This is a genomic window from Dryocola sharpae (assembly GCF_051307055.1).
Lineage (GTDB): Bacteria > Pseudomonadota > Gammaproteobacteria > Enterobacterales > Enterobacteriaceae > Dryocola.
Map to the genome: position 1 here is coordinate 3,184,655 of NZ_CP149994.1, position 23,247 is coordinate 3,207,901.

Here is a 23,247-nt window from a genome sequence, read left to right on the forward strand (position 1 = left end):
AAACAGAGGGCTGACATAAGAGGGTGAATGAGCCACTAATTACTTTAATGCAGGATGTATGCCAACTTTAAATAAATTTATATATCTCTTTGTATTTAAGGGATTTATTTATAATTTTACCGGTGTTCGTTGCGCCTCTTTTTTCGTCCTGCTGTCGCCAATCAGCAACACCCTAAAAGCTGATTAAAAAAATTCATTAAAAACAATAAGTTAAATGTCTCTTTTTGGAGACACTTAAAACAGGCCGTGTCGGGTTTTGTAGACAAAAAAATCCCCGCCGAAGCGGGGAGTCATTATTAACCTAGCTGCTTGCGGGCATTGCGGAAAATCCGCATCCACGGGCTGTCTTCGCCCCACTCCGCCGGATGCCAGGAATTGCTGACGGTGCGGAACACGCGCTCCGGGTGCGGCATCATAATGGTGACACGCCCGCTTTCGTTAGTCACCGCTGTAATTCCATTTGGCGAGCCGTTCGGGTTAGCCGGGTAGTTTTGCGTCACTTTGCCAAAGTTATCGATAAAGCGCAGCGCCACCAGGCCTTTGCTTTCAAGCGCGGCCAGATGCGCGGCGTCGCGCACTTCCACATGACCTTCCCCGTGCGACACGGCGATGGGCATATGCGATCCCGCCATGCCCTGCAGCAGCAGCGACGGGCTGGAGCTGACTTCAACCAGGCTGAAACGCGCTTCAAAACGATCGGACTGGTTGCGCACAAAGCGCGGCCACAGGTCGCTGCCGGGGATCAGTTCGCGCAGGTTAGACATCATCTGACAGCCGTTACATACGCCCAGCGCCAGAGTTTGCGGGCGATGGAAGAAGGTTGCGAACTCGTCGCGCACGCGCTCGTTGAACAGAATTGATTTTGCCCAGCCTTCGCCCGCGCCTAATACATCCCCGTAGGAGAAGCCGCCGCAGGCCACCAGCGCCTGGAAATCCTCCAGCCCGCGACGCCCTGCCAGCAGATCGCTCATATGCACGTCGATGGCGTCGAAGCCGGCACGATGGAAGGCAGCAGCCATCTCAACGTGAGAGTTGACGCCCTGCTCGCGCAGAACGGCAACTTTTGGACGCGCGCCCGTTGCGATAAACGGCGCGGCGATATCTTCTTTGCTATCGAAGCTCAGCTTCACGTTCAGGCCCGGATCGTTGTCATTCGCTTTCGCTTCATGCTCTTGATCCGCACAGTCCGGATTATCACGCAGACGCTGCATCTGCCAGGTGGTTTCTGCCCACCACATGCGAAGCGTAGTACGGCTTTCGCTGAATACGGCATGACCGTCCGCCGTGATAGTAAAGCGATCGCCAGTAACGGCTTTTCCGAGGAAATGCGTGCACTCCGCCAGGCCATGATCGGCAAGGATTTTCTCAACCGCCGCGCGATCCGCGGCTTTAATCTGGATCACCGCGCCCAGCTCTTCGTTAAACAAGGCGGCAAGGCGATCTTTACCCAGCGCTGCAATATCCGCCTCCACGCCGCAGTGGCCGGTAAAGGCCATTTCCGCAAGCGTAACCAGCAGGCCGCCGTCTGAACGGTCGTGGTACGCCAGCAGTTTCTGCTCAGCCACCAGCGCCTGCATGGCGTTATAGAAGCCTTTAAGCTGTTCAACGTTGCGCACGTCGGCAGGTTTGTCGCCGAGCTGGCGATAAACCTGAGATAACGCCGTTGCGCCCAGCGCGTTGTGGCCGGCGCCCAAATCGATAAGCAGCAGCGCGTTATCTTCGGTACTCAACTGCGGCGTAACAGTACGACGCACGTCTTCCACACGGGCAAAGGCGGTGATAACCAGCGAAAGCGGAGAAGTCATCTCACGCTGTTCGCAGCCTTCCTGCCAGCGGGTTTTCATCGACATGGAGTCTTTGCCCACCGGTATGGTGATGCCAAGCTGCGGGCAAAGCTCTTCGCCCACGGCTTTCACCGCTTCATACAGGCCTGCATCTTCGCCAGGGTGACCTGCGGCAGCCATCCAGTTAGCGGAAAGCTTGATGCGTTTAAGCGAGCCAATCTGCGTGGCGGCGATATTGGTCAGCGCTTCACCCACCGCCAGACGGGCGGATGCCGCAAAGTCCAGCAGCGCAACCGGCGCACGTTCACCGATGGACATCGCTTCGCCGTAGTAGCTGTCCAGGCTTGCGGTAGTGACCGCGCAGTTGGCTACCGGGATCTGCCACGGACCAACCATCTGATCGCGCGCAACCATGCCGGTTACGGTGCGGTCGCCAATGGTTATCAGGAAGGTTTTTTCCGCAACGGCAGGCAGATGCAGAACGCGATTGACCGCGTCGGCGATGGTAATGGTGCTGCTGTCCAGCGCATCGCCCTTCGCTTTTAAGGTTTCAACGTTGCGCTCCATCTTCGGCGTTTTACCCAGCAGCACGTCCAGCGGCATGTCGATCGGCTGGTCACCGAAATGGCTGTCGTTTAGCGTCAGATGTTTTTCTGCGGTGGCTTCACCGATAACCGCGTACGGCGCGCGTTCGCGGCGGCAAAGCTCGTCGAATAACTCAATTTGCTCAGGCGCTACCGCCAGCACATAGCGTTCCTGGGATTCGTTACACCACACTTCAAGCGGGCTCATGCCAGGTTCGTCGTTGAGGATGTCGCGCAGTTCAAAACGTCCGCCACGGCCGCCGTCGCTTACCAGCTCCGGCATAGCGTTAGAAAGGCCGCCCGCGCCGACGTCGTGAATAAACAGAATCGGGTTGTGCTCGCCCATCTGCCAGCAGCGATCGATAACTTCCTGACAGCGGCGTTCCATTTCCGGGTTATCGCGCTGTACCGAGGCAAAATCCAGATCCGCGTCGGACTGGCCTGAAGCCATAGAGGAAGCCGCGCCGCCGCCCAGACCGATATTCATGGACGGGCCGCCGAGAACGATAAGCTTCGCGCCGGGCGGGATTTCGCCCTTCTGTACGTGGTCGGCACGGATGTTGCCTATGCCGCCCGCCAGCATAATTGGCTTATGGTAGCCGCGCAGCTCAACGCCGTTGTGGCTGTTAACCTGCTCTTCATAGGTACGGAAATACCCTGTTAACGCCGGACGGCCAAATTCGTTGTTAAACGCGGCGCCGCCGAGCGGGCCTTCGGTCATGATATCCAGCGCCGTAACGATACGCTCTGGCTTGCCAAAATCTTCTTCCCACGGCTGTTCAAAACCGGGGATACGCAGGTTGGAGACGGAGAAGCCGACCAGGCCTGCTTTTGGTTTCGCGCCGCGCCCGGTTGCGCCTTCGTCACGGATTTCGCCGCCGGAACCGGTGGCGGCGCCCGGCCACGGAGAAATCGCCGTCGGGTGGTTGTGCGTTTCGACCTTCATCAGGATATGCGCTTCTTCCTGGTGGAAATCGTAGCGGCCCGCTTCGTGGTCTGCGAAGAAGCGCCCTACCGCTGAGCCTTCCATCACCGCCGCGTTGTCTTTATAGGCAGACAGCACGTGGTCCGGCGTTTGCTCAAAGGTGTTTTTAATCATCTTAAACAGCGACTTCGGCTGCTGTTCGCCATCAATCACCCAGTCGGCGTTGAAAATCTTATGGCGACAGTGCTCGGAGTTGGCCTGCGCGAACATATAAAGTTCGATGTCGTTCGGGTTGCGGCCAAGCTTTGTGAAGGCATCCTGCAAATAGTCGATTTCGTCTTCTGCTAACGCAAGACCAAGGCGGACGTTGGCTTCTACCAGCGCGCTGCGCCCTTGCCCGGACAGGTCAACGCTTTGCACCGGCGCCGGTTCATGATGGGAGAACAGCTTCTCGCCGTCGTTCAGAGAAGCAGACACGCTTTCCATCATGCGATCGTGCAAAGCCGCGTTTACCTCCTGCCACTGTGCTTCCGTCAGCCTGTCACCGCTGACGTAATAGGCTATGCCGCGCTCAAGACGCTTCACCTTAGCCAGGTCGCAGTTGTGGGCTATATCGGTAGCTTTAGAGGACCAGGGCGAGATGGTGCCGGGGCGTGGCGTCACCAGGATCAGGCGGCCTGTCGGAGCGTGGTCTGCAAGGGTTGGGCCATATTTCAGCAACCGTTGCAATCTTGCGTGCTCTGAGGCGCTCAGCGGCGCGTCTAAATCGGCAAAGTGAACATACTCGGCGTAAATGTCGCTCACCGGCAGGTGGGCATCGTTAAAGCGGGCCAGCAGTTTGTTAATACGAAATGCCGATAGAGCGGGGGAACCACGCAGAATTTCCATCATCAAAGATCTCTCGTCTTCAAGCGTGAGCGACGCTCACGTGGGCGCAAGGGGAAAACGGGCGTCATTATAGAGAATACCGCGCCGTGACGAAACCGTTTGCGTAGAAATAAACGCATTACTTTTGTCTGGTTAAAAAAGAGACGAAACATGCGAATAAGTTGCGTGCTGGCGCTTTGTTAAGCAAAATGCGCCTCATCCTGTGACCGGACCGCGCTTATCAATGACCGTTATTAGCTAAGACCTGAGGCACCGCAGACCATTAACCATTTGAAAAGAATTAAGATTAATTATCTGCTTATCGGTGTTGTAACCGTGCTGCTGGCTGTGGCGCTTTGGCCCTCCATTCCCTGGTTCGGAAAAGCCGAAAACCGTATCGCCGCCATTCAAGCGCGGGGAGTCTTGCGCATCAGCACTATTGCCTCTCCCCTGACCTATAGCAGGGTGAACAATAAAGTGCAGGGCCTTGATTACGAGCTCGCTCAACAGTTTGCCGATTATCTTGGCGTAAAGCTTCAGGTTACCGTTCGCCCGAATATCAATGCGCTGTTTGACGATCTGGATAACAATGACGCCGACGTGCTCGCCGCCGGTCTGGTCTATAACACCGAGCGTAGCCGGCATTATCAGGCGGGTCCGGCTTACTATTTCGTATCGCAGCAGATGGTTTATCGCGTGGGCAGCCCCCGCCCTAAAACGCTCGCAGGCGTAAAGGAGAATAAGCTGGTCTTATCGTCAGGCGTCGCCGTATTAAGCGATCTGCAGGCGCTGAAAGAGAGCAAATACCCCGATTTGTCGTGGAGCATCGATAGTAAACACACCAGCAATCAGCTCTTACAACAGGTCATAGACGGCAGCATTGCCTTCACTATTTCCGACTCTATCGCAATCAGCATATTCCAGCGCGTTCATCCGCAGCTTGCGGTAGCGCTGGACGTGACCGACGAGCAGCCGGTGACCTGGTTTAGCGCACGCGGCGACGACGACAGCCTTGCCGCAGCCCTTCTCGATTTTTATAACCAGCTGAGCGGCGACGGGATTCTGGCTCGCCTGGAAGAGAAATACCTTGGCCATATCGGGGATTTTGATTATGTCGATACCCGCACCTTCCTTAACGCGGTAGATACCGTCCTGCCGGAGCTTCGGCCGCTGTTTGAAAAATACGCTACGGATATCGACTGGCGTTTGCTTGCCGCTATCTCCTATCAGGAATCTCACTGGGATAACCAGGCCACCTCCCCTACCGGCGTGCGCGGCCTGATGATGTTGACCAAAAATACCGCGCAAAGCCTGGGCCTGACGGACAGGCTCGACCCGGAGCAGAGCATCAGCGGCGGCAGCCGTTATCTGAAAGATATGATGGGGAAAGTGCCGGAAACGGTGCCGGAAGACGAAAGGATTTGGTTTGCTCTGGCGGCCTATAATATGGGTTACGCCCATATGCTTGATGCGCGGCAGCTCACCGCGAAACTGAAAGGAAATCCCGATAGCTGGGCCGATGTCAAAGTGAGGCTGCCGCTGTTAAGCCAGAAGCAGTATTACAGCAAGACGACTTATGGCTATGCACGCGGCCATGAAGCCTACGCGTACGTTGAGAATATCCGTAAGTATCAGTTAAGCCTGGAAGGGTATCTGCAGGAGAAAGAGAAGCAGGCGGCGCAGAAAGCAAAATTTGCTGAAGCTTATCCTGCGGTGGCGCCGGTGGAGCTGGCTACTCCGCCTTACGGGCCATTTCCTTTAGGGCCTTTTTCTCCAGACGACGGGCCCGGAAAAAATCGCTCAGCATTGCCGAACACGCTTCCGCCAGCACGCCCTCAATAACGCCGACCTGGTGATTCATGCCGGGGTGGCCCAGCACATCCATCAGCGAGCCAATCGCCCCGGTCTTGGCGTCGCGTGCTCCAAACACCAGCGAGCCGATACGGCTGTGGACCATAGCGCCCGCGCACATAACGCAAGGTTCGAGCGTGACATAAAGCGTGGTATCTAATAAACGGTAGTTTTGCAGCACCATACCGCCCTGACGCAGCGCCATGATTTCCGCATGCGCCGTAGGATCGTGGCGGCCTATGGGTCGGTTCCAGCCCTCGCCAATCACTTTATTCTCATGCACCAGCACAGCGCCGACCGGAACCTCCCCCTCATCCCAGGCACGCTGTGCAAGCGTTAGCGCATGGCGCATCCAGTCTTCATGGGTAAATTCACTTTTTGACACGGCAAACTCCTGAGGAACTAAGGCGCGGCGCATTATACACACCGCCTGCCGGATGCGAAATGCGTTACTCAAGTTGCTGGAGCTGGCCCTGCGGGGTGACGCGCCAGCGGTGCTGGCAGAAGTAGAGCAGCGGGTTATCCTGTTTGCTGTCGCTGTAGCCGCTGTAGAGCTGAAGGGGCGTGCCGATTTGCTGCTCAAGCTGCGCCACTTTTTCGTGCCCGAGGCAGCGCATTGTCAACACCCAGCCGCCGTGCGAACGTTTAATCTGGCTGGCGATAAGCTTCACTTTGGGCAACCACTGCGTATCGTAGTAGACCTGCTGCACCAGCGGCTGCGGCGAACCGGTGATAAGCCAGACATCCGCATCTGAACTGGTCAGGTAGTCGGTAAGCCTTTGCTGCACGATGGGAAACGCCGTCACACGGGTACGAAACCAGGTCACGAAGTTCCTCTCCAGTTGCTTAAGCCGCGCTTCGCTGTGTCCGAAAGTCGCGCCCCAGAGCAGCAGGCTCATCGGCCAGCGCGCGGCACGCCCTTTAATCAGCAGCGCGGCGCCTATTACCGGCAAAAGCGGAGCAACAAGCAGCAGATTGAGGGGCTGATGGCGCAGCAGGTAGCGTAAAAAACTGCCGAACATATCCTGCTGATGCAGGGTGCCATCTAAATCGAAAAATACTACCCGACGCTCACTCTGGTTTGCCAAACGCAACTCCTTTGAATGGTTAACTCCCCCGGCGTATAAAACGCCGCCAACGGTGACCGTTACACAAAGCCTAACAGATAGAACCAGAACTTTCCGGTAACAATCGTCAGGCGCCTTTTATTGAATATTTAATTCCATCTAACGATGCAATAACGGAATCAACGTGCATTCTCAGAGGCAATTTACGTTATTATCTAACCGACCTGTAATTGAATTGATCCAACGGAGCGGAAATGAATTGTTTACTGCGTATTCGTCAGCGTTATCCCACTCTGGCGCAAAGTGACCGTAAACTGGCAGATTACCTGTTGGCAAACCCCGACAAAGCCCGACACCTCAGCTCCCAACTTCTCGCCAGGGAGGCAGGCGTCAGCCAGTCAAGCGTTGTTAAATTCTCCCAGAAGCTGGGCTTCAAGGGTTTTCCCTCACTTAAGCTTGCCCTCAGCGAGGCGCTGGCCAGCGGCCAGGATCCCCACTCCGTGCCGGTCCACAATCAGATCCTTGGCGACGACCCGCTAAGGCTGGTGGGAGAAAAGCTGATTAAGGACAATCTCGCTGCCATGCATGCAAGCCTTGATATCAACAGCGAAGAGAAACTGCTGGCAAGCGTGGCAATGTTGCGTAACGCGCGGCGCGTGCTGGTTGTCGGTATTGGCGCATCGGGTCTGGTGGCGAAAAACTTTGCCTGGAAGCTGTTGAAAATCGGCATCAATGCCGTAGCGGAACAGGATATGCACGCCCTGCTGGCCACCGCGCAGGCGCTTAGCCCGGACGATGTCCTTTTCGCCATTTCCTATTCAGGCGAACGGCGCGAGATTAATCTCGCCGCCGATGAAACATTACGCACCGGCGCAAAAATTCTCGCCGTCACCGGCTTTACGCCTAATGCGCTACAACAGCGCGCCACGCTTTGTCTGTACACCATCGCTGAAGAACTGGCGACGCGCAGCGCGGCGATTTCTTCCACCAGCGCGCAGATGATGCTGACGGATTTGCTGTTTATGGCGCTGGTCCAGCAGGATCTGGAGAATGCTCCGGACCGAATCCGGCACAGCGAGGCTCTGGTGAAGAAGCTGGTTTGAAAGAACAATGGCGAGAGTCATATACAACCAGAAGCAAATAGTTGCTTAATCCTATTGTAAATAGACCCGTTTTAGTTCCACGCACTTTTTGAGATCCCGGCCAGATGGTGTTGTAATCGGTATTCCTCCGGTGTCAGGTTGTTCAGTGATTCATGTGGACGTTCACAGTTATATTCTGAAAGCCACCGCTCTGTGATTTCCCGTACTTCGTTCAGCGTCCTGAACAGATAGAAATCGAGTATTTCAGTGCGGTATGTCCGGTTAAAGCGTTCAATAAATGCATTCTGAGTCGGTTTACCCGGTTTGCTGCGATCCTGTCGAGCACTCGAACCACTCGTTGGGCCGGCAGGTTCAGGTCTATTTCGATCGACAAAGCCTCGCGATTAAAATCATCGACGACATTGAATGTGCGAAAGCGACGGCCGCAAATCAGCGCGTCATGTATGAAATCAACAGACCAGCTCTGGTTCAGAGCTTCAGGTGTGATCAGCGGCGATGGGTTACGTACCGGCAGACGCTGTTTGCCTTTGCGACGAAAATTCAGTTTCAGCAGACAGTAAATACGGTGGATCCGTTTATGGTTCCACTGGTATCCCTGCCGCCGCAGAACCTGAAACAGCTTCGGGAAGCCGTATCGTGGATATCTTTCCGCAGCCGTCTGCAGCGCGAAAATAACGGGTTCGTCACGCGTGTTGTCCGGACGGTAATGGTAAACCGTTCTGCTCAGATTCATGCTCCTGCAGGCCTGACGAATACTCAGTCCGAATGTTGTTATCAGATGCGTCACCAGCTCACGCTTAAAGGCTGGCTTCAGAGCTTTTTTTCGATAACATCTTTCAGTGCCCGATTCTCAAAACTGAGGTCGGCAAACATCTGCTTGAGCCGTCGGTTCTCGTCCTCAAGATCCTTTATCTTTTTAATATCAGATGCTTCCATGCCACCGTATTTAGACTTCCAGTTGTAATACGTGGCTTCAGAGATTCCGGCCTCGCGGCAGACATCTTTCACTGTTCGTCCGGCTTCAACTGACTTAATCACCGTGATGATCTGATGCTCAGTAAAACGGGCTTTACGCATAGCGATCTCCTTCGTTGGCAAAATGAGTATGCCGGAAGATCTCTAAATGTGAATGGCACGATTATGCGGGATACTTACACTATCCGTAGGTGAAAATCACTTATAAATGCTTATCAACAATTAATGTTACTACTGATTTAACTATTTGCTCAGCAGGGATGGTGGCTAATCGGCTGCCATCATTTAATGTCGAATCGTATAGAGGATAGTCACATGCATACAGTGTCTTGTGCTTCTTGAAGTCTTGCTGTGGAACACTTGCATTTTTTTGCCTATAGACAAATAAACTTACTGTCTTTGTTTTTAGCGCCGTTGCAATATGCAAACAACCTGTATCCGGAGTAATCAAAACTGCCATATCATTAATTTGTTCAGCTAGCTGTAAAATAGAGGTTTTACCTATTAAATCAATAACATTAGCTTTAGTTTTTTCATCCAAGCTGTTCAGCAACTCAATTCCTAAAGCAGACTCTTGCTTTACACCTAATAAATAGAATTCCATTTCAGGATAGCAGGTTAAAAGCATATGTATTACGTTTGCCGCAGTTTTAGCGGGAAAGAATCTATCTTTTCCTGATGCGCCGAGCTGAATGCCAACCCTTAGCTGCTGTGTTTTTTTTGCGGATACCTTTGACGGGAAAAACATCTCTGGAACAGGGCTGCTAAATCCCAACATCCTGACAAGTTCCAGATCATTTATCACAGGAGGCATTATTCCACCCACCACATAGCCATCACAAACTTTGAAGAGAGCCTTTCTTTCATTTCCAAAGTAATGTTTTAGTAAGCAATTAACACCAGCCACAGTTAATGCAATTAGATCATATGGAGATTTGGAGTGAAAGATAATACCTATTTCTGGATTAAGGGAGCGCAATGTTTTGCCAATTGTCAATGCATCAGAAAGCGTATTCTCCATAAAGTATATTTCATCTATAAACTCTGTATCACCAATGAGCCCAGCATTCTGCTTACTTGTAACGACTATAATTTTTGATGCCGAACTATGCTCTTTAATAGTTTTAATTGCTGGCGTGCAAAAAAGAAAATCCCCGAGCCGCTTGTTGTTTATAACGACAATATTTTTTATTGGCTGAGATGAAAATGCCTCAGGTCGCATTCTCTTTTTCTTCCTGAGTGAACAAAGTATGAATTCAAATACCTTCATTTTCATACCAGATATTGACATTATTATATTCCTAAAAAGTGAAAATACCACCCAGGTATCCATCTAAATCGCTGGCAGTATGTTACCACAATTAAACACTTTAATCATGAAAATCTGTCCTGTCCAGGAACGCAACATAAAGCCGTTGTAGCCTTAATAAAGCAATTGCTCATGTCGCACACCGGCCTATGCTGTGCAGTTTTGGCCGGTGTCTGACAGGGTTATGATGAAGGCTGAATCGGCCACTGGATATCTGGCGCCAGTGAAACATCGATTCGATTAAGTTGGACTCGGTACTTTTTCCATGCAGGCAAAAGATGCACCTCATCATGCTTATCAATGCCGAGTTCAACGGCATCCTGAAGTATTGCAATATTTTGGCTTGCTAAACTAATAAGCTCTTTTCTTTTCAGAGTAGCCAAGCCGATATAATCTATTGGCACAGAATTTATATTTTCCCCATCAAAAAGCCACATTCCTTTTTCATTTATATTTTTGGGTACTTTTTTTAATTCGATATCTGCAACCGACTTATCCAATGGCCATAGTTCTGAGATCTCCATTGATATTCTGCTAATCAGACCAGTAGATTCATATTCAATCTTAAGCTTATCTCTATCAAACAGATTCTGCACTTCGTACCAGTCTCGGCCATCTTCAGACGTTAGATAACCTATTGTGTATCCTTCACACTGTTCAACTCTAGATAAAGTAAAATTTTTTATATTCACTCCGCACCTCATTACACAGTAATTGTCCGCCATGTGCCATTGATATTGACTTGTAAAGCCCTTACATACCAGCGTCCATACCGAACATCCCCATTACTACCAACATGACCAGTCATAAAATTACCTATTGGCGCCTCAACATCACTTGTACCACTATCTGCTCCAATTGTTCCTCGAGCACTAACTCGCACTCCAATAACAGTGGACGTTTTTAGCGGAAATCTAGAATCACTTTCTGCTTTTGTATACGCTTGACCAGCAGGTGTGTAGCTTCCTTTTGCTTGATAACGTGCATCAAAGTTTGCATAATTAGTAGGTACAACTTGTGTATTTACAACAATTGGTTGCCCTCCAGATGCATTTAAAGAGATTGAACCATTTGCATTTAGTGTTACTCCATTTGTCCCAATATAATTATAAAGTCCAGCGGTTCCCGCAACTCCACCTTTACCGACATACCATAAATTAGTTCCGGCTTTTTCCCTGGCTAGTAGATAAAGAGCCTGGCCGGGATCAGCATACATACTTATTGCATTTGAATTTGCTACAACAGCAAATCCACCATTTAGCGTTCCACCATTTAGAGAGAGAGCACCAATTTCTGCCGGTGTGGGCTTATACGCAGTGTCGTAAACTCTAGCCCATGCCGCCCAAGTCCCGCCATAATAAGTTCGAATATAACACTTAGAATTTCCATATATACGATAAACTTGGGTAAAACCAGCATGCTTATAAATTTCAAGTGAACCAGCTTGTGCTTCTGGATAGTTTTTTCCAGTTGAGGCCTGCGCATTTGCTGACTGGTAGTAAAGCCCAGGGATCATAAACGTATTTAGATCGGCTGCGTCTGGAATTGGAATTGACTGACCATTGAAAATATCTTGCGCTGTTACATTAATATTCCCCGTCAAAACTCGACCATTAATGGCAGTTGTTTTCGGTACACCGTTCAGATTCACTAATGCGGATGATTTATCGGTCAAATCAGAAAGATTATTACCTCTTTGAACCGCATTAACAATGCGAGCATCATTGCCCGCAGCGACTGTCCCGGCAACCGTGCCTATATCCTGTACCGCCGCGCCTTTCAGCCCCAGGTTACCACGAGCAGTGCCTGCATTGGTTAACTCAGACAGGTTTGCCGTCGCTTTCAAATAGCGTCCGTCCAGCTGGCTGGTCGAGTTATTTAACAGCGCTTTTAACAACGTCGCCTGTAGCGCGTCCAGGTTGCCATTGTCCAGCACGTCGTTACCGGATTTTGAGGCCATAAACGAGGCCACCACAGAGGCGATTGTCGAGGCCTGACGCCAGACTTTATTTAGCTCTTCGCTCCGGGCGATGCCGGACTGAAAGCCGGTACCCAGCGCTTCTAAATCCTCAAATTCAGGTTGTGACAATACGTTGGCGTGCTCGCCGGTGGCGAACGCCTTAAAATCATTTACAGGCATGGTTAACCCTCGGTAATTTCGTAATTAACGGTAATCCCACCAGGCTTTATGGCAAGATACCCCTGGCGGATAATTTCTTTGGTAATATTAGAAATAGATTTTCCCTTCACCGAAACCGTCATGGTCATATCCTGGTTATCGGAAAAGGAAATAAGAATATCTTTTTTCGGGTAAATGCTTTGTAAAATATTGGGCAGTGTTTCATTTGTTCCGTCCCAGTTGTTCGCACCAATTTTAGCGCGCAGTACCGTGCGATAGTTACTATCGTCAAGATCGATAAATCCAAATTCTGCATCGTAGCGATTTTTCCAGTAGCCGTAATCGAAACCGAGAGCCTGGCTATCAAGAGAAAAGAAAAAATCATCAATGGGTGCCGTTATCCTTCGGGTTTGTCCAATCCACAGACCAAGATTATCCAATTGAACGCCAATCGCTTTATCAAGATCGAAGTGTGGAATTAAACTATTATTTACAAGCTGTTGTGCTGTAAATGCGGAGGTAACAGCCTCGATGGTAGTAAAGAATTTCGGTGCCTCCTGTTGCCAGGAGGGGATTAATTCACTGTATTTATTGCTCATACCGACACCGTTATGATGTTTATATTCGCAATGGTACTGGACAGCAGCTCATTAAACGCAACTGGCATATTAGTAGTGGAAAGGTTCCCCGCCGTTTTACCAATTTCTATTGATAAGATGTCGTAAGTATTTCCCCCGCTAGTAATATCAAGCGTGGCAGGAACAAAGAGACGAGATAAATAAAGAGTGTCACCAATATTTAAGGAATTAATAAACTCACTCACCGATTCTTTCACCCCATTGCCGATATCGGTGGTATATCCTGTTAATGGCTTGAGTTTTATCTCAACATATACAGGAAGTGCTGTTGGGCGGAAGTAATGTATTTTTTTCGTATTACCGTAACTGTCGATAACGTTTTCTGTGGTCGTACCGTAGGTGGGAACGCCAGGCGTTTTTTTCAGCGCAATAGCTTTGGCAATGCTGCTGGCATCGCCACCATCAATAACTACGGCAATATTATGTGCAGGAATACCGTTGTCATCGACCGTATCGGTATCGTTATCAAACACCCGCAAACGTGCCACGCCGGGAAGATTGGCCAGCGTTCCCTGTAAACCCTCAACGACAGTTTTCGAAGGCAGCGCAACTGACTTAGCCTGTCGCTGGCGTAACTCAGCGTCAGTTTCTGTCGCTCGTCCTTCTGTCGCTGCGGTAAGGTTCGCTGCGCTCTGCCAGCCAAGCGTTGGTGTGGCAATTTCGGTTATATCACCGCTTAATGCTCCGACCGCCCCCGCTACTTGGCACACCGCTGTCACCGTCGCCTTGCCATGAAGATCTAGCGTGACTTCGGCAGGCAAAGACCAGATGTTGCCTGCCGTATCACGCACCTGACCATTTTTAATCACGGTGCCGACTTTTCCCGTCAATTCTAAATCGACAGTTGAGTTACTCGCCAGTTTACGCACGATTCCGTTAATTTTTACGTTACGGGACAGCCCTTCCCCCATGCCGCTAACTGGACTAAAGGAATTATAGGCGGCAATAGTTGTGTTATTACAGCCGTGCATGGCATAAGCAATAAGAGAAAGTAATACGCCGTCTTTGCTGTCCGGTTCGATATAAATATCATCGCCGTAAATATCCCGGAATAGTATTTTCCATTGTTCCAGTATGGTCTGAAAGTCCGGCGCTGAAATACCATCCTGGGTAATAGTCGGCACCATACTGTTAATCACGTTTTCATACATCGACAGTTACCTCTCCATAGATGGTATCCAGCGTAACGCTGTAGGCCAGGCGTCGGGCGCTACTGTTATTTTGAGTATTAAATGCGGTGATCGACTTCACACCCTGCGTGCCTGTAATACGATCGCGAATGGCCAACGAATAAATATCTTCATTATGTTTACCAAGCACCGACTGGACATAGGGCGTCCCTTCGGCCGTATCAAGAAACCATTCGCCACGCCACAAAGAAAGCCTGGTTTTAACCGCCTGCGCTACGGCCTGTGCGCTATTGCTTAAAAAGGCAGAGTCGCCACGGCCAAAAGCATAATCATTGTCGATTTCTTTACGGTATTTCATCGCGGGCCTCCTGTGTTACCGCTGCCGCTTTGTACACCGCTATGGGTGTGAGTCGTCAGGCTGATACCTCCAGCACGCACCTCGGTATCGACGCTAACCGGGCCAAGCAATGTGGCACTACCTCCCGCTGCACCTTTGCCCTGGCTGAGCGGACCGTTAATCGTGACGGCGCCGTTAAGCACTATGGTCGGTGAAGTGATTTCAGTGCCTCCCTCGGCTTTTGCCGATAGTTTCCCGGGCGTAGCCAGCGTGATGGCATGCCCGGCTGCAACCTCGATAAACGCCGCGCCGTCATCCGTTCTAAGCTGCGCCGCGCTGGTGCTTATGCCGCTGATTTTTTTGGCCTGCGACTGTGGGCCCGGGATGACAAAGGCGTCGGACAAAGAGTGCTGGCGCTCGTTTACGGGTTCCTGCGTCCCGCCGTTTTGCCACCAAAAGTCGATGGCACGGTCGGCAAATATGACCAGGCATTCATCACCACTTTTAATCGGAAACGTCAGCGTGCAACCACCTCCGCGAGGAAATACCACCGGGACATCCACAAGCAATGGGTAGTTGATTGAGCTTGTAGAGCCATTGCTGGCGGTTGCCATACCTTTAATTGCAGGGGCTATGGAGCAGGTAACGGTTTGAGGATCGAAAGTTTGAATAATGCCCGGAAGGGCGACACGGAGATCGTTACTTAGCGCAGCGCTTAACGCCGCAAGGGTTTCGGCCAGTTCACCGTTCAGGGCCGATGTGGTTAAAGCCATTGGTTGCTCCTTCCTCAGGATTTTTATCGTGCAGACACTACCTCGATTTTTTTGTCTGACTACCCTCACCGGCAGGGTCTTTTGAGCCAGTTGCCTGGCACATTAAATCCATATACCAGTCGTTACCTCGCGTATCGCCGTAGTAGGTGATGCCATATATTTCATAGACGCCATCTTTGCTTTTACCCGGCGAGAAAGACCTGTTAGTCAGCTTTTTTAAATCTGGTACCGCCTGATGTAGCAAAGATTCATTGAGCAGAATTTGTCCCTTTAAACGGATATTGGGATTGATCAGGCATTTGGCATTAACGCCTGCTCCCGTCGTGCTCTGCGGCATCCCCGTCAGGCCATTGGCGGTATTAAGCGGCACTGGAGGGTGCACAACGTGGTCTTTGCCATACATTTCAAGCCGGTCATCAAGCAGTTCCCAGCTTGCATTGCAAAGCGTTGCTATCTGAGTCAGATAGCTGCTGACTTTGCCGTGAAAGGTATAGCCACGCGGAAAAATCGTGGTTGGGAAATCAGGTAGCGTCCCGCCAGTAATGTTGTAAGGTTTTAGCCCTGCCAGAGCCAGGTCATACATATCCTTGACGGTATAGCCTCTTGCCAGGGTGGCGCTTATTGTCGCGTAAGAGATAGCCTCATGGCCGTCGATCGCCTGCACCAGAAGCCATGTATCCGGCGTGCCGTCACTGCCAGCGAGGGTAATGCGAATATCACCGCTGAAAATCAGGCCGTAGTTGCGGCCGCCACGCTGCCCGGGATCGTCGGGGGAAATTTCATGTATGACTCCGACTTCGCTTTCGTTAACCACGGGTGTCAGTCCGTCATAGCCGGCAAACAGGCGGATCTTCGAAAATTCTTTGTCGATGATTTTGTTCGCGGTATTAAGGGCCAGGTTATAGATTTTCAGCTCAGCAACTTTAGGAGCCGTTCCGATAAACCACTCGACTTTAAACGTGGCTTTGAAACCGCTTAGCTTTATCCCGCCGCCGTCCGTTCTGAGCAGTTGCAGTTCAAAATGCCGCAGCCAGTTTTGACTCATAGTTTCTCCATTAAAAAACCTGCCGCAGCAGGTTTTTAGTTTTGGGTGACGAAGTAGAGGTGACTTCGGAAACCGAGATTGGTTTTGGTAGGATATTCCTGAGCGACATCCTCAGAGACAACAAACAGACCACCGGTCAAATTGAGGTGCTTGTAAGGTGCCAACAAATCCACGCCGGGCACCAGCGGAATACCGTTAATAATCGACGTGTAGTCTGTTTCAAGAAGATCAAGTATCCAGCTGGCCTCATCGCGATACATCACGCGTAGCCGGAGCTGCCTGCCGCCGAGCCTAATAGTGAAAGTCTGGTTATCCGCGCTAAGCGGAATTTCTACTGCTGACATAATGACTCCCGCTAAGCTTGAGTATCGTTAAAGGGAAATATGGTTACCGTTCCCGCCGGTAGGGTAGTTTTAGTGCCGCCATTTTGCGTTGGCGCAGTGCTGACACCGTTTTTCATAGCGGATTTATCGGCAGTGGGGATATTTTCCGTTGAGGAAAACAGAACCTCTACCAGCGTGAGTGAACAGGTCAGAATGTGCTGCGTGGTTTTATCGGTAGTGACTTCAATCTGACGCATGAGCATGTTGCTGTAGGTCCGTTTGCTCGTCACTACTTCGAAAGGCTCACAGGTTTTTTGCAGATTGAGGAGCTGCTGATAGACCTCCGTAGGGTTTAATCCCACCGTTATTCCATAAGCAGCCGTATCGGCAAAATCCAACAGCGAGCCACCGCTGGAAAAACTGCAGTCAATTATCACTTCCCCGGGTTTGACCCAAGCATGATCGCTGATATTGGCGCCTGCCTGTACAGGGTGAGACGTGATCTCAATGCTGTCGGTATGTTTTTCTCTTACTACAACCTGAGGGACGATCAAACCAATATGCCGGGTACGGCTTTGAAAGAGGGCCGACATGCTATTCATCAGGTTAAACCTCCTGAATATTGTTGCGCCTGGCGGGCGTAAACGTTCAGTTGCCGCCGTTCCACTTCCTCACCGGTAGCGTAAGGATCGCGGGCGTTATAGATGGCAATATCGGTTTTGTTGTTCCAGGTAGGTGAACTGATGTTGCCAGGCGCTGTTTGCATTAGATCGCTGCTCCAGGCGTAGCGTTGATTATCAAAACCAGCACCTCCCGGCAGCAATGCCGATAAATCAGAAGCAGCAAGAGTGTCCATTATTTTTGGCAACAGCGTTGAAGTGCTGCCCTCTTCCCGGCGAGTATTTTTCTTTTCACCTTTCGTTGCCCAGCCAACGAAACCGTCCCACGCCTGCGTCGCTTTTTTCCCTATATAATCGCCCCCTTTTTGTGCAAGCCATTCCGTAGGGGTATTCGTTATTCCGCCAGTAATCAGGTCTTTTCCAATACTGGCCACTTCAGCCCAGTTTCCTTCCTTAAGGGCGCCAAGCAATTTGCCGATTTTTTGCAGCGTTTCACCCAGCTCGTTGAAATTATCGATCAGCCCCTGAAAAAGGGTCGAGATGGACCACGAACTGAAGTCGATTCCCAGCAACGCCATAAAATCGCTAAAGAGGGTTTTAACGATGTTTGCCAGCTCACCAATCGCTTGTGACGCAAGGGTTATGACAGGCTCCCATTTGCCCCAGTCAATTAAGCTGTCGCTTCCCGATTTCCACTTCTGGTAGTCGTTGTAAAGCAGGCCTATTGCAGCAACAAGGGAAAGGATGATGCCGATGGGTGAAGCCATAAATGCGCTGTTGAGCACCAGCCAGGCCCCTGCCAGGCCCGTCAGCGCGGCAATGAACGATTGAGATTCACCGTCAAGCGTGTCCCACCAGTCTGCGACATCAGTTACCAGGTCAATAATGCCGCTCAGCGCATCGGTAAAGACTTCACCAAACCAGATAGCAATTGCGCCTGCTTTGCTGAGCACATTTTCAATCTGCGGAGCTTTAGAGAGTAATTTTTCCGTTAAGTTAGTGACAGGATCCGAGAGGCCTTGCGCGAGGTTTCCGCTCAACTTCTTGCCAAACAGATCCACTACGGAAGACATCCGGCGCCACGAAACCATAAACTGCGTGGATTGGTCGGCGCTTTTTTCAGCGTTTAAGTCAGTTGCTTGCATCAGGCGTTGATAATCATCGGCGTACTGAGCAAGCCCGTGTTGCATGCCGTTAAGCGTACCTTCATCAATCCCTAATAAACCGGCCTGAAGGCTGGCTTCGTTTTTATCCATGCCTCCTAGCGATTGAGCAAGCTGTAGAAAAACCTCAGCGTTATCACGCTTTGAGCCATCTTCACCACGAGTGGTTACGCCCATTTTGTTGAGGAGTACTTCGCCTGCTTTATCGGTATTCCATAACGCACTTACGTTTTTAATCGAGCCTTCCAGCGTTTTTTGATCGCCACCGGATTGCTCGGATGCATATTTTATGGACTGGTATTTGTCCACGCTCATATCAAGCATTTGAGCTGACTGAGCATCTTTCTCCATGCCATCCAGCGTTTCCAGAAAATAGTTTCCTGATTTTACTGCCGGTTGGATCACGAACTCATTAAGCGTTTGCAGGCCCTTTGCCAGCTTCTCGTAGGTGGTTGTTTGCTCTGTAACCTTATTTGACGCCAGCCTGTTTTCAATATTGATAAAAACAGCGCTTAGCCTGTCGACCAGGCCTGTCATGCGGTCAGTTAATTTTTCGCCTTTCCACCTATCAGGCAGCGAGAAATAAGGGACAAGCTGCGTGCTATCGCTCATTTTCTTCTCTCCAGCGTGCGATGCGGGCCCTGTTATCGGCCCGCATCTCCAGGTAATCGTTCATCAGCGCGATGTCATACAGATCCACCGCGCCGCTTTTCAGATCCTGCCAGCTCAGCCCAAAAACCTCCGCCGGGCGGAGGATGTAATCTTCTCCGCCCGGCAGGGTATCAAGCTTCAGGCCGCTGCCTGGTCCTGGGACGGCGGGCCGGGGAGTTCTTGCAAAAAATTTCCCAGCGAATCGGCCACCACCCGGGCTACAAGCTGCAGCAAGGTCATCAGGTCGATGTCGTCAAAGGCAAGCGTCTGCTGGTTCATCACCGGCACCCAGGATTTCATATGGCTGCGGCTCACTACCTGCAGGCAGGGATAAAGAATGGCATTGCAGTCTTCTTCGCTGAGATCCGACAGCGTACGGGCGATTTTCGGCAAAACGGTTTCGAGGGCGTTGCCGCCCTCCTGCAATTTGCGAAAATCACCCACGATGCCGGCCAGCACAGGCAGCAGCTTGCGGGCGACTTTTAGCTGGTCGAATACGTTTAGCTTGCCGATGCGGTAATCCGTCTCTTTAAAGGTGATTTCCATGGCTTAAAACTCCCCCAGCACCTGGTCGATTTTGCCGCAGTCAAATACCCAGGCGACGCTGCCGCCTTCTTTGCCGTTTTTGTTGTCCGGCAGCTTCTGGAAAGCAACGGCGTTAGCAGTCACTGAGTCGCCGGAGGAGGTATTGCGGATAACGATAGCGTTACGTCCCCACGTAGCTGAAGAGAGCGTCTGGGCATTGTATGCCTGAGATAGTTTTTTGTTCGCCGGTGAGGTTTTCATCAGCGTGACGGTAATGGTGCCGCTTTTATCCGGGCTCATGCTCTGCATAACTTCGCCATCAATGCCGATGGTCATGGTGTTTTTGGCGTTGGCCAAAGAAACCGTAATGCCCTCCTCAGCGTTCGCAGAACCTGCGCCCAAATCGATAATGCCGGTTGGACCTGCAAAGGATGCCGTGACATCCATAAAAGAATAAGTACCCATTTAACTCTCCTTAACGAACCACATTAATTTCAACGTCGGCAAAATGCACAGCACCCGCCAGTTTGCATGCCACCTGAATCACCGGGGCCTTACGAGCTTCACGATCGGACTGGGCCTGGGTCGCGATAGCAGGCGCGTAAACGTAATAACCTTTGGTTAGCGTATCGCCCGCCGTCAGCTGTCCTATTTCCCCGCCGTTCCATACGCCAGGCGCAACCAGACCGTTGGTAACCGCCTGGTTCATCGACTGCTCAACGTTGCTTAACAGGCGGGTGACGCCTGCATCGGTCTGCGGGATTTTGGTCGTGCTGGTGAACAGCAGGTTGTAGAGGTTGTTCTGCACATAGTTTTGCAGCCAGTCGAGGCCGTGGCGTTCATCAATAAAATCGCCGTTGCACATCACCCCTTCCTGAATGATGGCGGTATCGTTGTTGTAGTTAACAAAGGCGTTGCCATTTTTTGCCGCGAGCGCATTGGCCTGGCTTTGCGTCAGGTACTCCGCCGTGATGCCGGGCTCCTGCTTAAACTTCAGGGTAACGGTGGTGTTGTTGCCGTTAAAATTAACGGTGAAGGCGCGGCCAAACAAGGATGCCGCCGCAAACGGCGTGGCGCTGGAATACTGGCCGAAGGTGCGGGAATATTTTGCCGCTTTCAGCCTGCTGAGGATGTCGGTCGTGACATCAGCATCCAGCGCGCCGGTGTTCTGCGTGGTATGGCCATAAATTCGCGATACGCTGTCAGATTCCACTATCGCCGCCACGGACAGGACCTCTTCCTCACTCAGCGTGCCGTCGGCGATGACCAGCCCATACCAGTCCGTTGAATGTCCGGACAGGGCGGAAACGCATTCGCTGATACTCTCGCTTGTCTGGCCTTCGACCGGCTGGGCGCCAGCGGCCCCGGTCAGTCCAAGCAAGGCAGAGAGATCGGTGCCTGCCGGGCCGGCATCCGCATAGCCCACGGAGGAGCTGGCGCCGGCTGTAATGGAACGAACGGTGAAGCGGCCGCTCACGGCATCCCATTCAACGGTGCTGCCGGTCAGGGCATCCTGAATACGTCCGGCAACGCCGTTAAGATTGGTTTCGGCGCTGAGATCGATTTCCGTAATCGTGCTCTCTTTGCCGTCCAGCACGATGCTCATCGCACCGTCCGTCACCGCCGTAAAGTTACTCATTGCCTGTTGATCAGCGGTAAGAATTGCTCCACGTAACCGTGCGGCAGCTTCGGTTTTTACCCAGCGGCCGATATACAAATCTACCGGCTGTGGAGACTGCTGGTAGTAGAGGCTTGCCGCTTTATATTCCGGCGTATCAAGGCCAAAATCCGCCGCGACTCCGCTGATGCCGGAATAAGCGCGCATCCGCTCCCGGGCATCGATAACGTCGCTTGCTCCCACGACCAGCAGGGCGCCGTAGTTACGGGACTGGGCCGCGCGCGCAGCCATGCTCACCGTCACATTGACGATGTTAGAGACAGGTAAACCCTGTGACATAATTTATTCTCCGAAGATATTTACTGAAGCAGAAACGAGGGACTGGATACCGTATTCGCGTACCACCTGGCGGTGCAGCGTCACGGTGAGGTTGTAGCGGCGTTGCCACTGGTTACTGATAAGTTCGGGAGCCGGAACCAGCGCTCCACAGGTTACAAAAGTGGGCCCGATGCGGTTAAGCCCGGCGTTATTCTGCGCAACATACAGCCCATCGCGAAATAACGCCGCAACGGCCTGGGCCCCCGGGCCGTAGAAACTACAGTTCACCGCAATCACTTCGGTTTGCCGAAGCGCGTCTTTGTGGCCGTCTACTGACACAAAGGCCGGAGACTCGCCGAGCTGTACGCAGGTATCAAACTCGCACCACGTTAAGCCGGCCGCGGGCGTTGCGGGCGGTTGTTCAGTCCAGCGAGCCAGCACCATTTCGGCGGGTAGCCCTGAAACTCCCGCAATCCAGTTGCCCAGCTGAGACTCAAGCTGTTCGTCATAGTTCGGCGGCGAGCTAACCGGCACGAGATAACCCGGCCGGGTAGAATCATTCATTTATTCTCTCCTTTATTGATAGGTTTCAGGCATTGCTGCCGGACATAATCCTGCAGCCCCGCAAGCTGTTTCAGGACGAGCGCGGTTCGGCTTCTGAGACGGAAATAATCCCGTTCAGCGGCGTCTGTAAGTCGGGGACGGGCTGCATCATCCACGCGGGCGGCGGAGGTGGAGGCTGGCAAAGGTTCACAGGCGGCGGCAAGGCGCAGCTGCTTAGCCCCACCAGCCACATCGCGCTGCAGCTTTTCGATAGTATGTTGGGCATCGCTGAGCTCTCTGGTATAGCGGGTATCAAGCGCGGCGATATCACGCTGCCGCGCCCGCATGTCGTCAATGACGGCTTGCCGTAAGGCAAGCTGCTTTTCAGTCTGCGCCAGACGCTGTTTCTGCTGCTGGTAGCGCTGGTAAAAATGAGAAAAGCCTAACGCGCCGCTCAGCAGCAGGCAGCCCAGGATGGCAGTAAGCGTTCTCATGTCGGACTCCTGCGCCAGCGACAAACCTCATATTCCACCTCCCGCCGGTTCATCAGGCCCTGCCATTTCCTGCCGCCGGCCCAGACCCACAGCTTCATCGCTTCACAAGCTTTATCCGCCTCGCCGGCATTGAGATAGCGCACAACGGAGGAACGCTGAAAAGCGGCGATGCCCACGTTGTAGCTAAAGCTTATCAATGCGGCTTTCTGGTATTCATTGGTCGGGACAGTGACGGCGCGCTCAACCGCGCGGGAAAAGGGAAGCAGATCGTGGTTGAGCAGCTTTTCACATTCCGCCTGGCTGTAGCCTTTACCGGGGATAATGTCTTTGCCGGTATGGCCGTAGCAGACGGTCAGAACGCCGGCCACGTCGTAATAGGCCGTGTAGCGCACGCCCTCGAGTTCAGGAACCATCACGCCTGCAAGCGTAAGCGCGCTGGCTCCGGATAAGCTCAGCAATGTTTTTCTTAAACCGGGAGACATAGT

General features: G+C 51.9%; 23 protein-coding genes and 1 pseudogene. 2 read left to right on the top strand and 22 right to left on the bottom strand.

What is annotated here, in order from left to right:
* Positions 1-296: 296 nt before the first annotated feature.
* A complete protein-coding gene (purL, locus tag WLO31_RS15160; RefSeq protein ID WP_435927444.1) occupies positions 297-4,184 on the bottom strand; it encodes a phosphoribosylformylglycinamidine synthase in 3,888 nt (1,295 codons plus the stop codon).
* Positions 4,185-4,451: 267 nt separating this feature from the next.
* Between purL and mltF the strand changes: the two genes are divergently transcribed.
* Positions 4,452-6,002, top strand: a complete 1,551-nt coding sequence (mltF, locus tag WLO31_RS15165) for a membrane-bound lytic murein transglycosylase MltF (protein WP_435927445.1) — start codon at positions 4,452-4,454, stop codon at positions 6,000-6,002.
* Here mltF and tadA read toward each other — a convergent pair.
* Together tadA and yfhb are read right to left on the bottom strand one after the other, a co-directional pair.
* Positions 5,893-6,429 carry a tRNA adenosine(34) deaminase TadA gene (gene tadA / locus WLO31_RS15170; RefSeq protein WP_435927446.1) on the bottom strand — a complete coding sequence of 179 codons (537 nt, stop codon included), beginning with the start codon at positions 6,427-6,429 and terminating at the stop codon, positions 5,893-5,895. The genes mltF and tadA overlap by 110 nt on opposite strands.
* Positions 6,430-6,460: 31 nt before the next feature.
* Positions 6,461-7,099, bottom strand: a complete 639-nt coding sequence (yfhb, locus tag WLO31_RS15175; protein WP_435927447.1) for a phosphatidylglycerophosphatase C — start codon at positions 7,097-7,099, stop codon at positions 6,461-6,463.
* 233 nt (positions 7,100-7,332) lie between these two features.
* On the opposite strand from yfhb, the gene WLO31_RS15180 reads away from it, so the two are divergent.
* The gene (locus tag WLO31_RS15180; protein ID WP_435927448.1) at positions 7,333-8,181 is read left to right on the top strand and encodes a MurR/RpiR family transcriptional regulator; all 849 of its coding nucleotides are present in this window, start codon (positions 7,333-7,335) and stop codon (positions 8,179-8,181) included.
* A gap of 71 nt (positions 8,182-8,252) precedes the next feature.
* Here the strand turns inward: WLO31_RS15180 and WLO31_RS15185 are convergent.
* The 19 genes and pseudogenes from WLO31_RS15185 to WLO31_RS15275 all read right to left on the bottom strand — a co-directional run bounded on the left by WLO31_RS15185 (position 8,253) and on the right by WLO31_RS15275 (position 23,244).
* Positions 8,253-9,258, bottom strand: a pseudogene (locus tag WLO31_RS15185) (IS3 family transposase).
* Positions 9,259-9,358: 100 nt separating this feature from the next.
* On the bottom strand, positions 9,359-10,426 hold the full coding sequence (locus WLO31_RS15190; protein ID WP_435927449.1) for a glycosyltransferase family 9 protein: 1,068 nt from the start codon (positions 10,424-10,426) through the stop codon (positions 9,359-9,361).
* A gap of 221 nt (positions 10,427-10,647) precedes the next feature.
* Positions 10,648-11,157 (bottom strand): tail fiber assembly protein, encoded by a 510-nt coding sequence (locus WLO31_RS15195; protein WP_435927450.1) that lies wholly within the window; start codon positions 11,155-11,157, stop codon positions 10,648-10,650.
* 11 nt (positions 11,158-11,168) lie between these two features.
* Complete coding sequence (locus WLO31_RS15200; protein ID WP_435927451.1) at positions 11,169-12,605, bottom strand: pyocin knob domain-containing protein; 1,437 nt, start codon at positions 12,603-12,605, stop codon at positions 11,169-11,171.
* Positions 12,606-12,607: 2 nt separating this feature from the next.
* Complete coding sequence (locus WLO31_RS15205) at positions 12,608-13,183, bottom strand: DUF2612 domain-containing protein (protein WP_435927452.1); 576 nt, start codon at positions 13,181-13,183, stop codon at positions 12,608-12,610.
* A complete protein-coding gene (locus WLO31_RS15210; protein ID WP_435927453.1) occupies positions 13,180-14,373 on the bottom strand; it encodes a baseplate J/gp47 family protein in 1,194 nt (397 codons plus the stop codon). Before WLO31_RS15210 ends, WLO31_RS15205 begins: the two co-directional genes overlap by 4 nt.
* Positions 14,366-14,710 (bottom strand): hypothetical protein, encoded by a 345-nt coding sequence (locus WLO31_RS15215; protein ID WP_435927455.1) that lies wholly within the window; start codon positions 14,708-14,710, stop codon positions 14,366-14,368. The genes WLO31_RS15210 and WLO31_RS15215 overlap by 8 nt, the downstream gene beginning before the upstream one ends.
* The gene (locus WLO31_RS15220; protein ID WP_435927456.1) at positions 14,707-15,462 is read right to left on the bottom strand and encodes a Gp138 family membrane-puncturing spike protein; all 756 of its coding nucleotides are present in this window, start codon (positions 15,460-15,462) and stop codon (positions 14,707-14,709) included. The genes WLO31_RS15215 and WLO31_RS15220 overlap by 4 nt, the downstream gene beginning before the upstream one ends.
* Before the next feature lie 37 nt (positions 15,463-15,499).
* Positions 15,500-16,507 carry a hypothetical protein gene (locus WLO31_RS15225; RefSeq protein WP_435927457.1) on the bottom strand — a complete coding sequence of 336 codons (1,008 nt, stop codon included), beginning with the start codon at positions 16,505-16,507 and terminating at the stop codon, positions 15,500-15,502.
* A gap of 35 nt (positions 16,508-16,542) precedes the next feature.
* Positions 16,543-16,851, bottom strand: coding sequence for a phage baseplate plug family protein (locus tag WLO31_RS15230; RefSeq protein WP_435927458.1), 309 nt, complete (start codon positions 16,849-16,851; stop codon positions 16,543-16,545).
* A gap of 11 nt (positions 16,852-16,862) precedes the next feature.
* On the bottom strand, positions 16,863-17,432 hold the full coding sequence (locus tag WLO31_RS15235) for a phage baseplate protein (protein WP_435927459.1): 570 nt from the start codon (positions 17,430-17,432) through the stop codon (positions 16,863-16,865).
* Positions 17,432-19,018: a hypothetical protein gene (locus tag WLO31_RS15240; RefSeq protein WP_435927460.1), complete on the bottom strand. Its 1,587-nt coding sequence runs from the start codon at positions 19,016-19,018 to the stop codon at positions 17,432-17,434. The genes WLO31_RS15235 and WLO31_RS15240 overlap by 1 nt, the downstream gene beginning before the upstream one ends.
* A gap of 196 nt (positions 19,019-19,214) precedes the next feature.
* Positions 19,215-19,289 carry a DUF6889 family protein gene (locus tag WLO31_RS15245; RefSeq protein ID WP_435930627.1) on the bottom strand — a complete coding sequence of 25 codons (75 nt, stop codon included), beginning with the start codon at positions 19,287-19,289 and terminating at the stop codon, positions 19,215-19,217.
* A gap of 113 nt (positions 19,290-19,402) precedes the next feature.
* A complete protein-coding gene (locus WLO31_RS15250; protein ID WP_435927461.1) occupies positions 19,403-19,810 on the bottom strand; it encodes a phage tail assembly chaperone in 408 nt (135 codons plus the stop codon).
* 3 nt (positions 19,811-19,813) lie between these two features.
* Entirely contained in the window at positions 19,814-20,254 is a 441-nt protein-coding gene (locus tag WLO31_RS15255) for a phage structural protein (RefSeq protein ID WP_435927462.1), read from the bottom strand.
* Between the two features lie 10 nt (positions 20,255-20,264).
* Complete coding sequence (locus tag WLO31_RS15260; protein WP_435927463.1) at positions 20,265-21,746, bottom strand: DUF3383 domain-containing protein; 1,482 nt, start codon at positions 21,744-21,746, stop codon at positions 20,265-20,267.
* A gap of 3 nt (positions 21,747-21,749) precedes the next feature.
* Positions 21,750-22,289, bottom strand: a complete 540-nt coding sequence (locus WLO31_RS15265) for a phage neck terminator protein (RefSeq protein WP_435927464.1) — start codon at positions 22,287-22,289, stop codon at positions 21,750-21,752.
* On the bottom strand, positions 22,286-22,762 hold the full coding sequence (locus WLO31_RS15270; RefSeq protein WP_435927465.1) for a lysis protein: 477 nt from the start codon (positions 22,760-22,762) through the stop codon (positions 22,286-22,288). The genes WLO31_RS15265 and WLO31_RS15270 overlap by 4 nt, the downstream gene beginning before the upstream one ends.
* A complete protein-coding gene (locus WLO31_RS15275; protein WP_435930628.1) occupies positions 22,759-23,244 on the bottom strand; it encodes a lysozyme in 486 nt (161 codons plus the stop codon). The genes WLO31_RS15270 and WLO31_RS15275 overlap by 4 nt, the downstream gene beginning before the upstream one ends.
* Between the last annotated feature and the right edge of the window lie 3 nt (positions 23,245-23,247).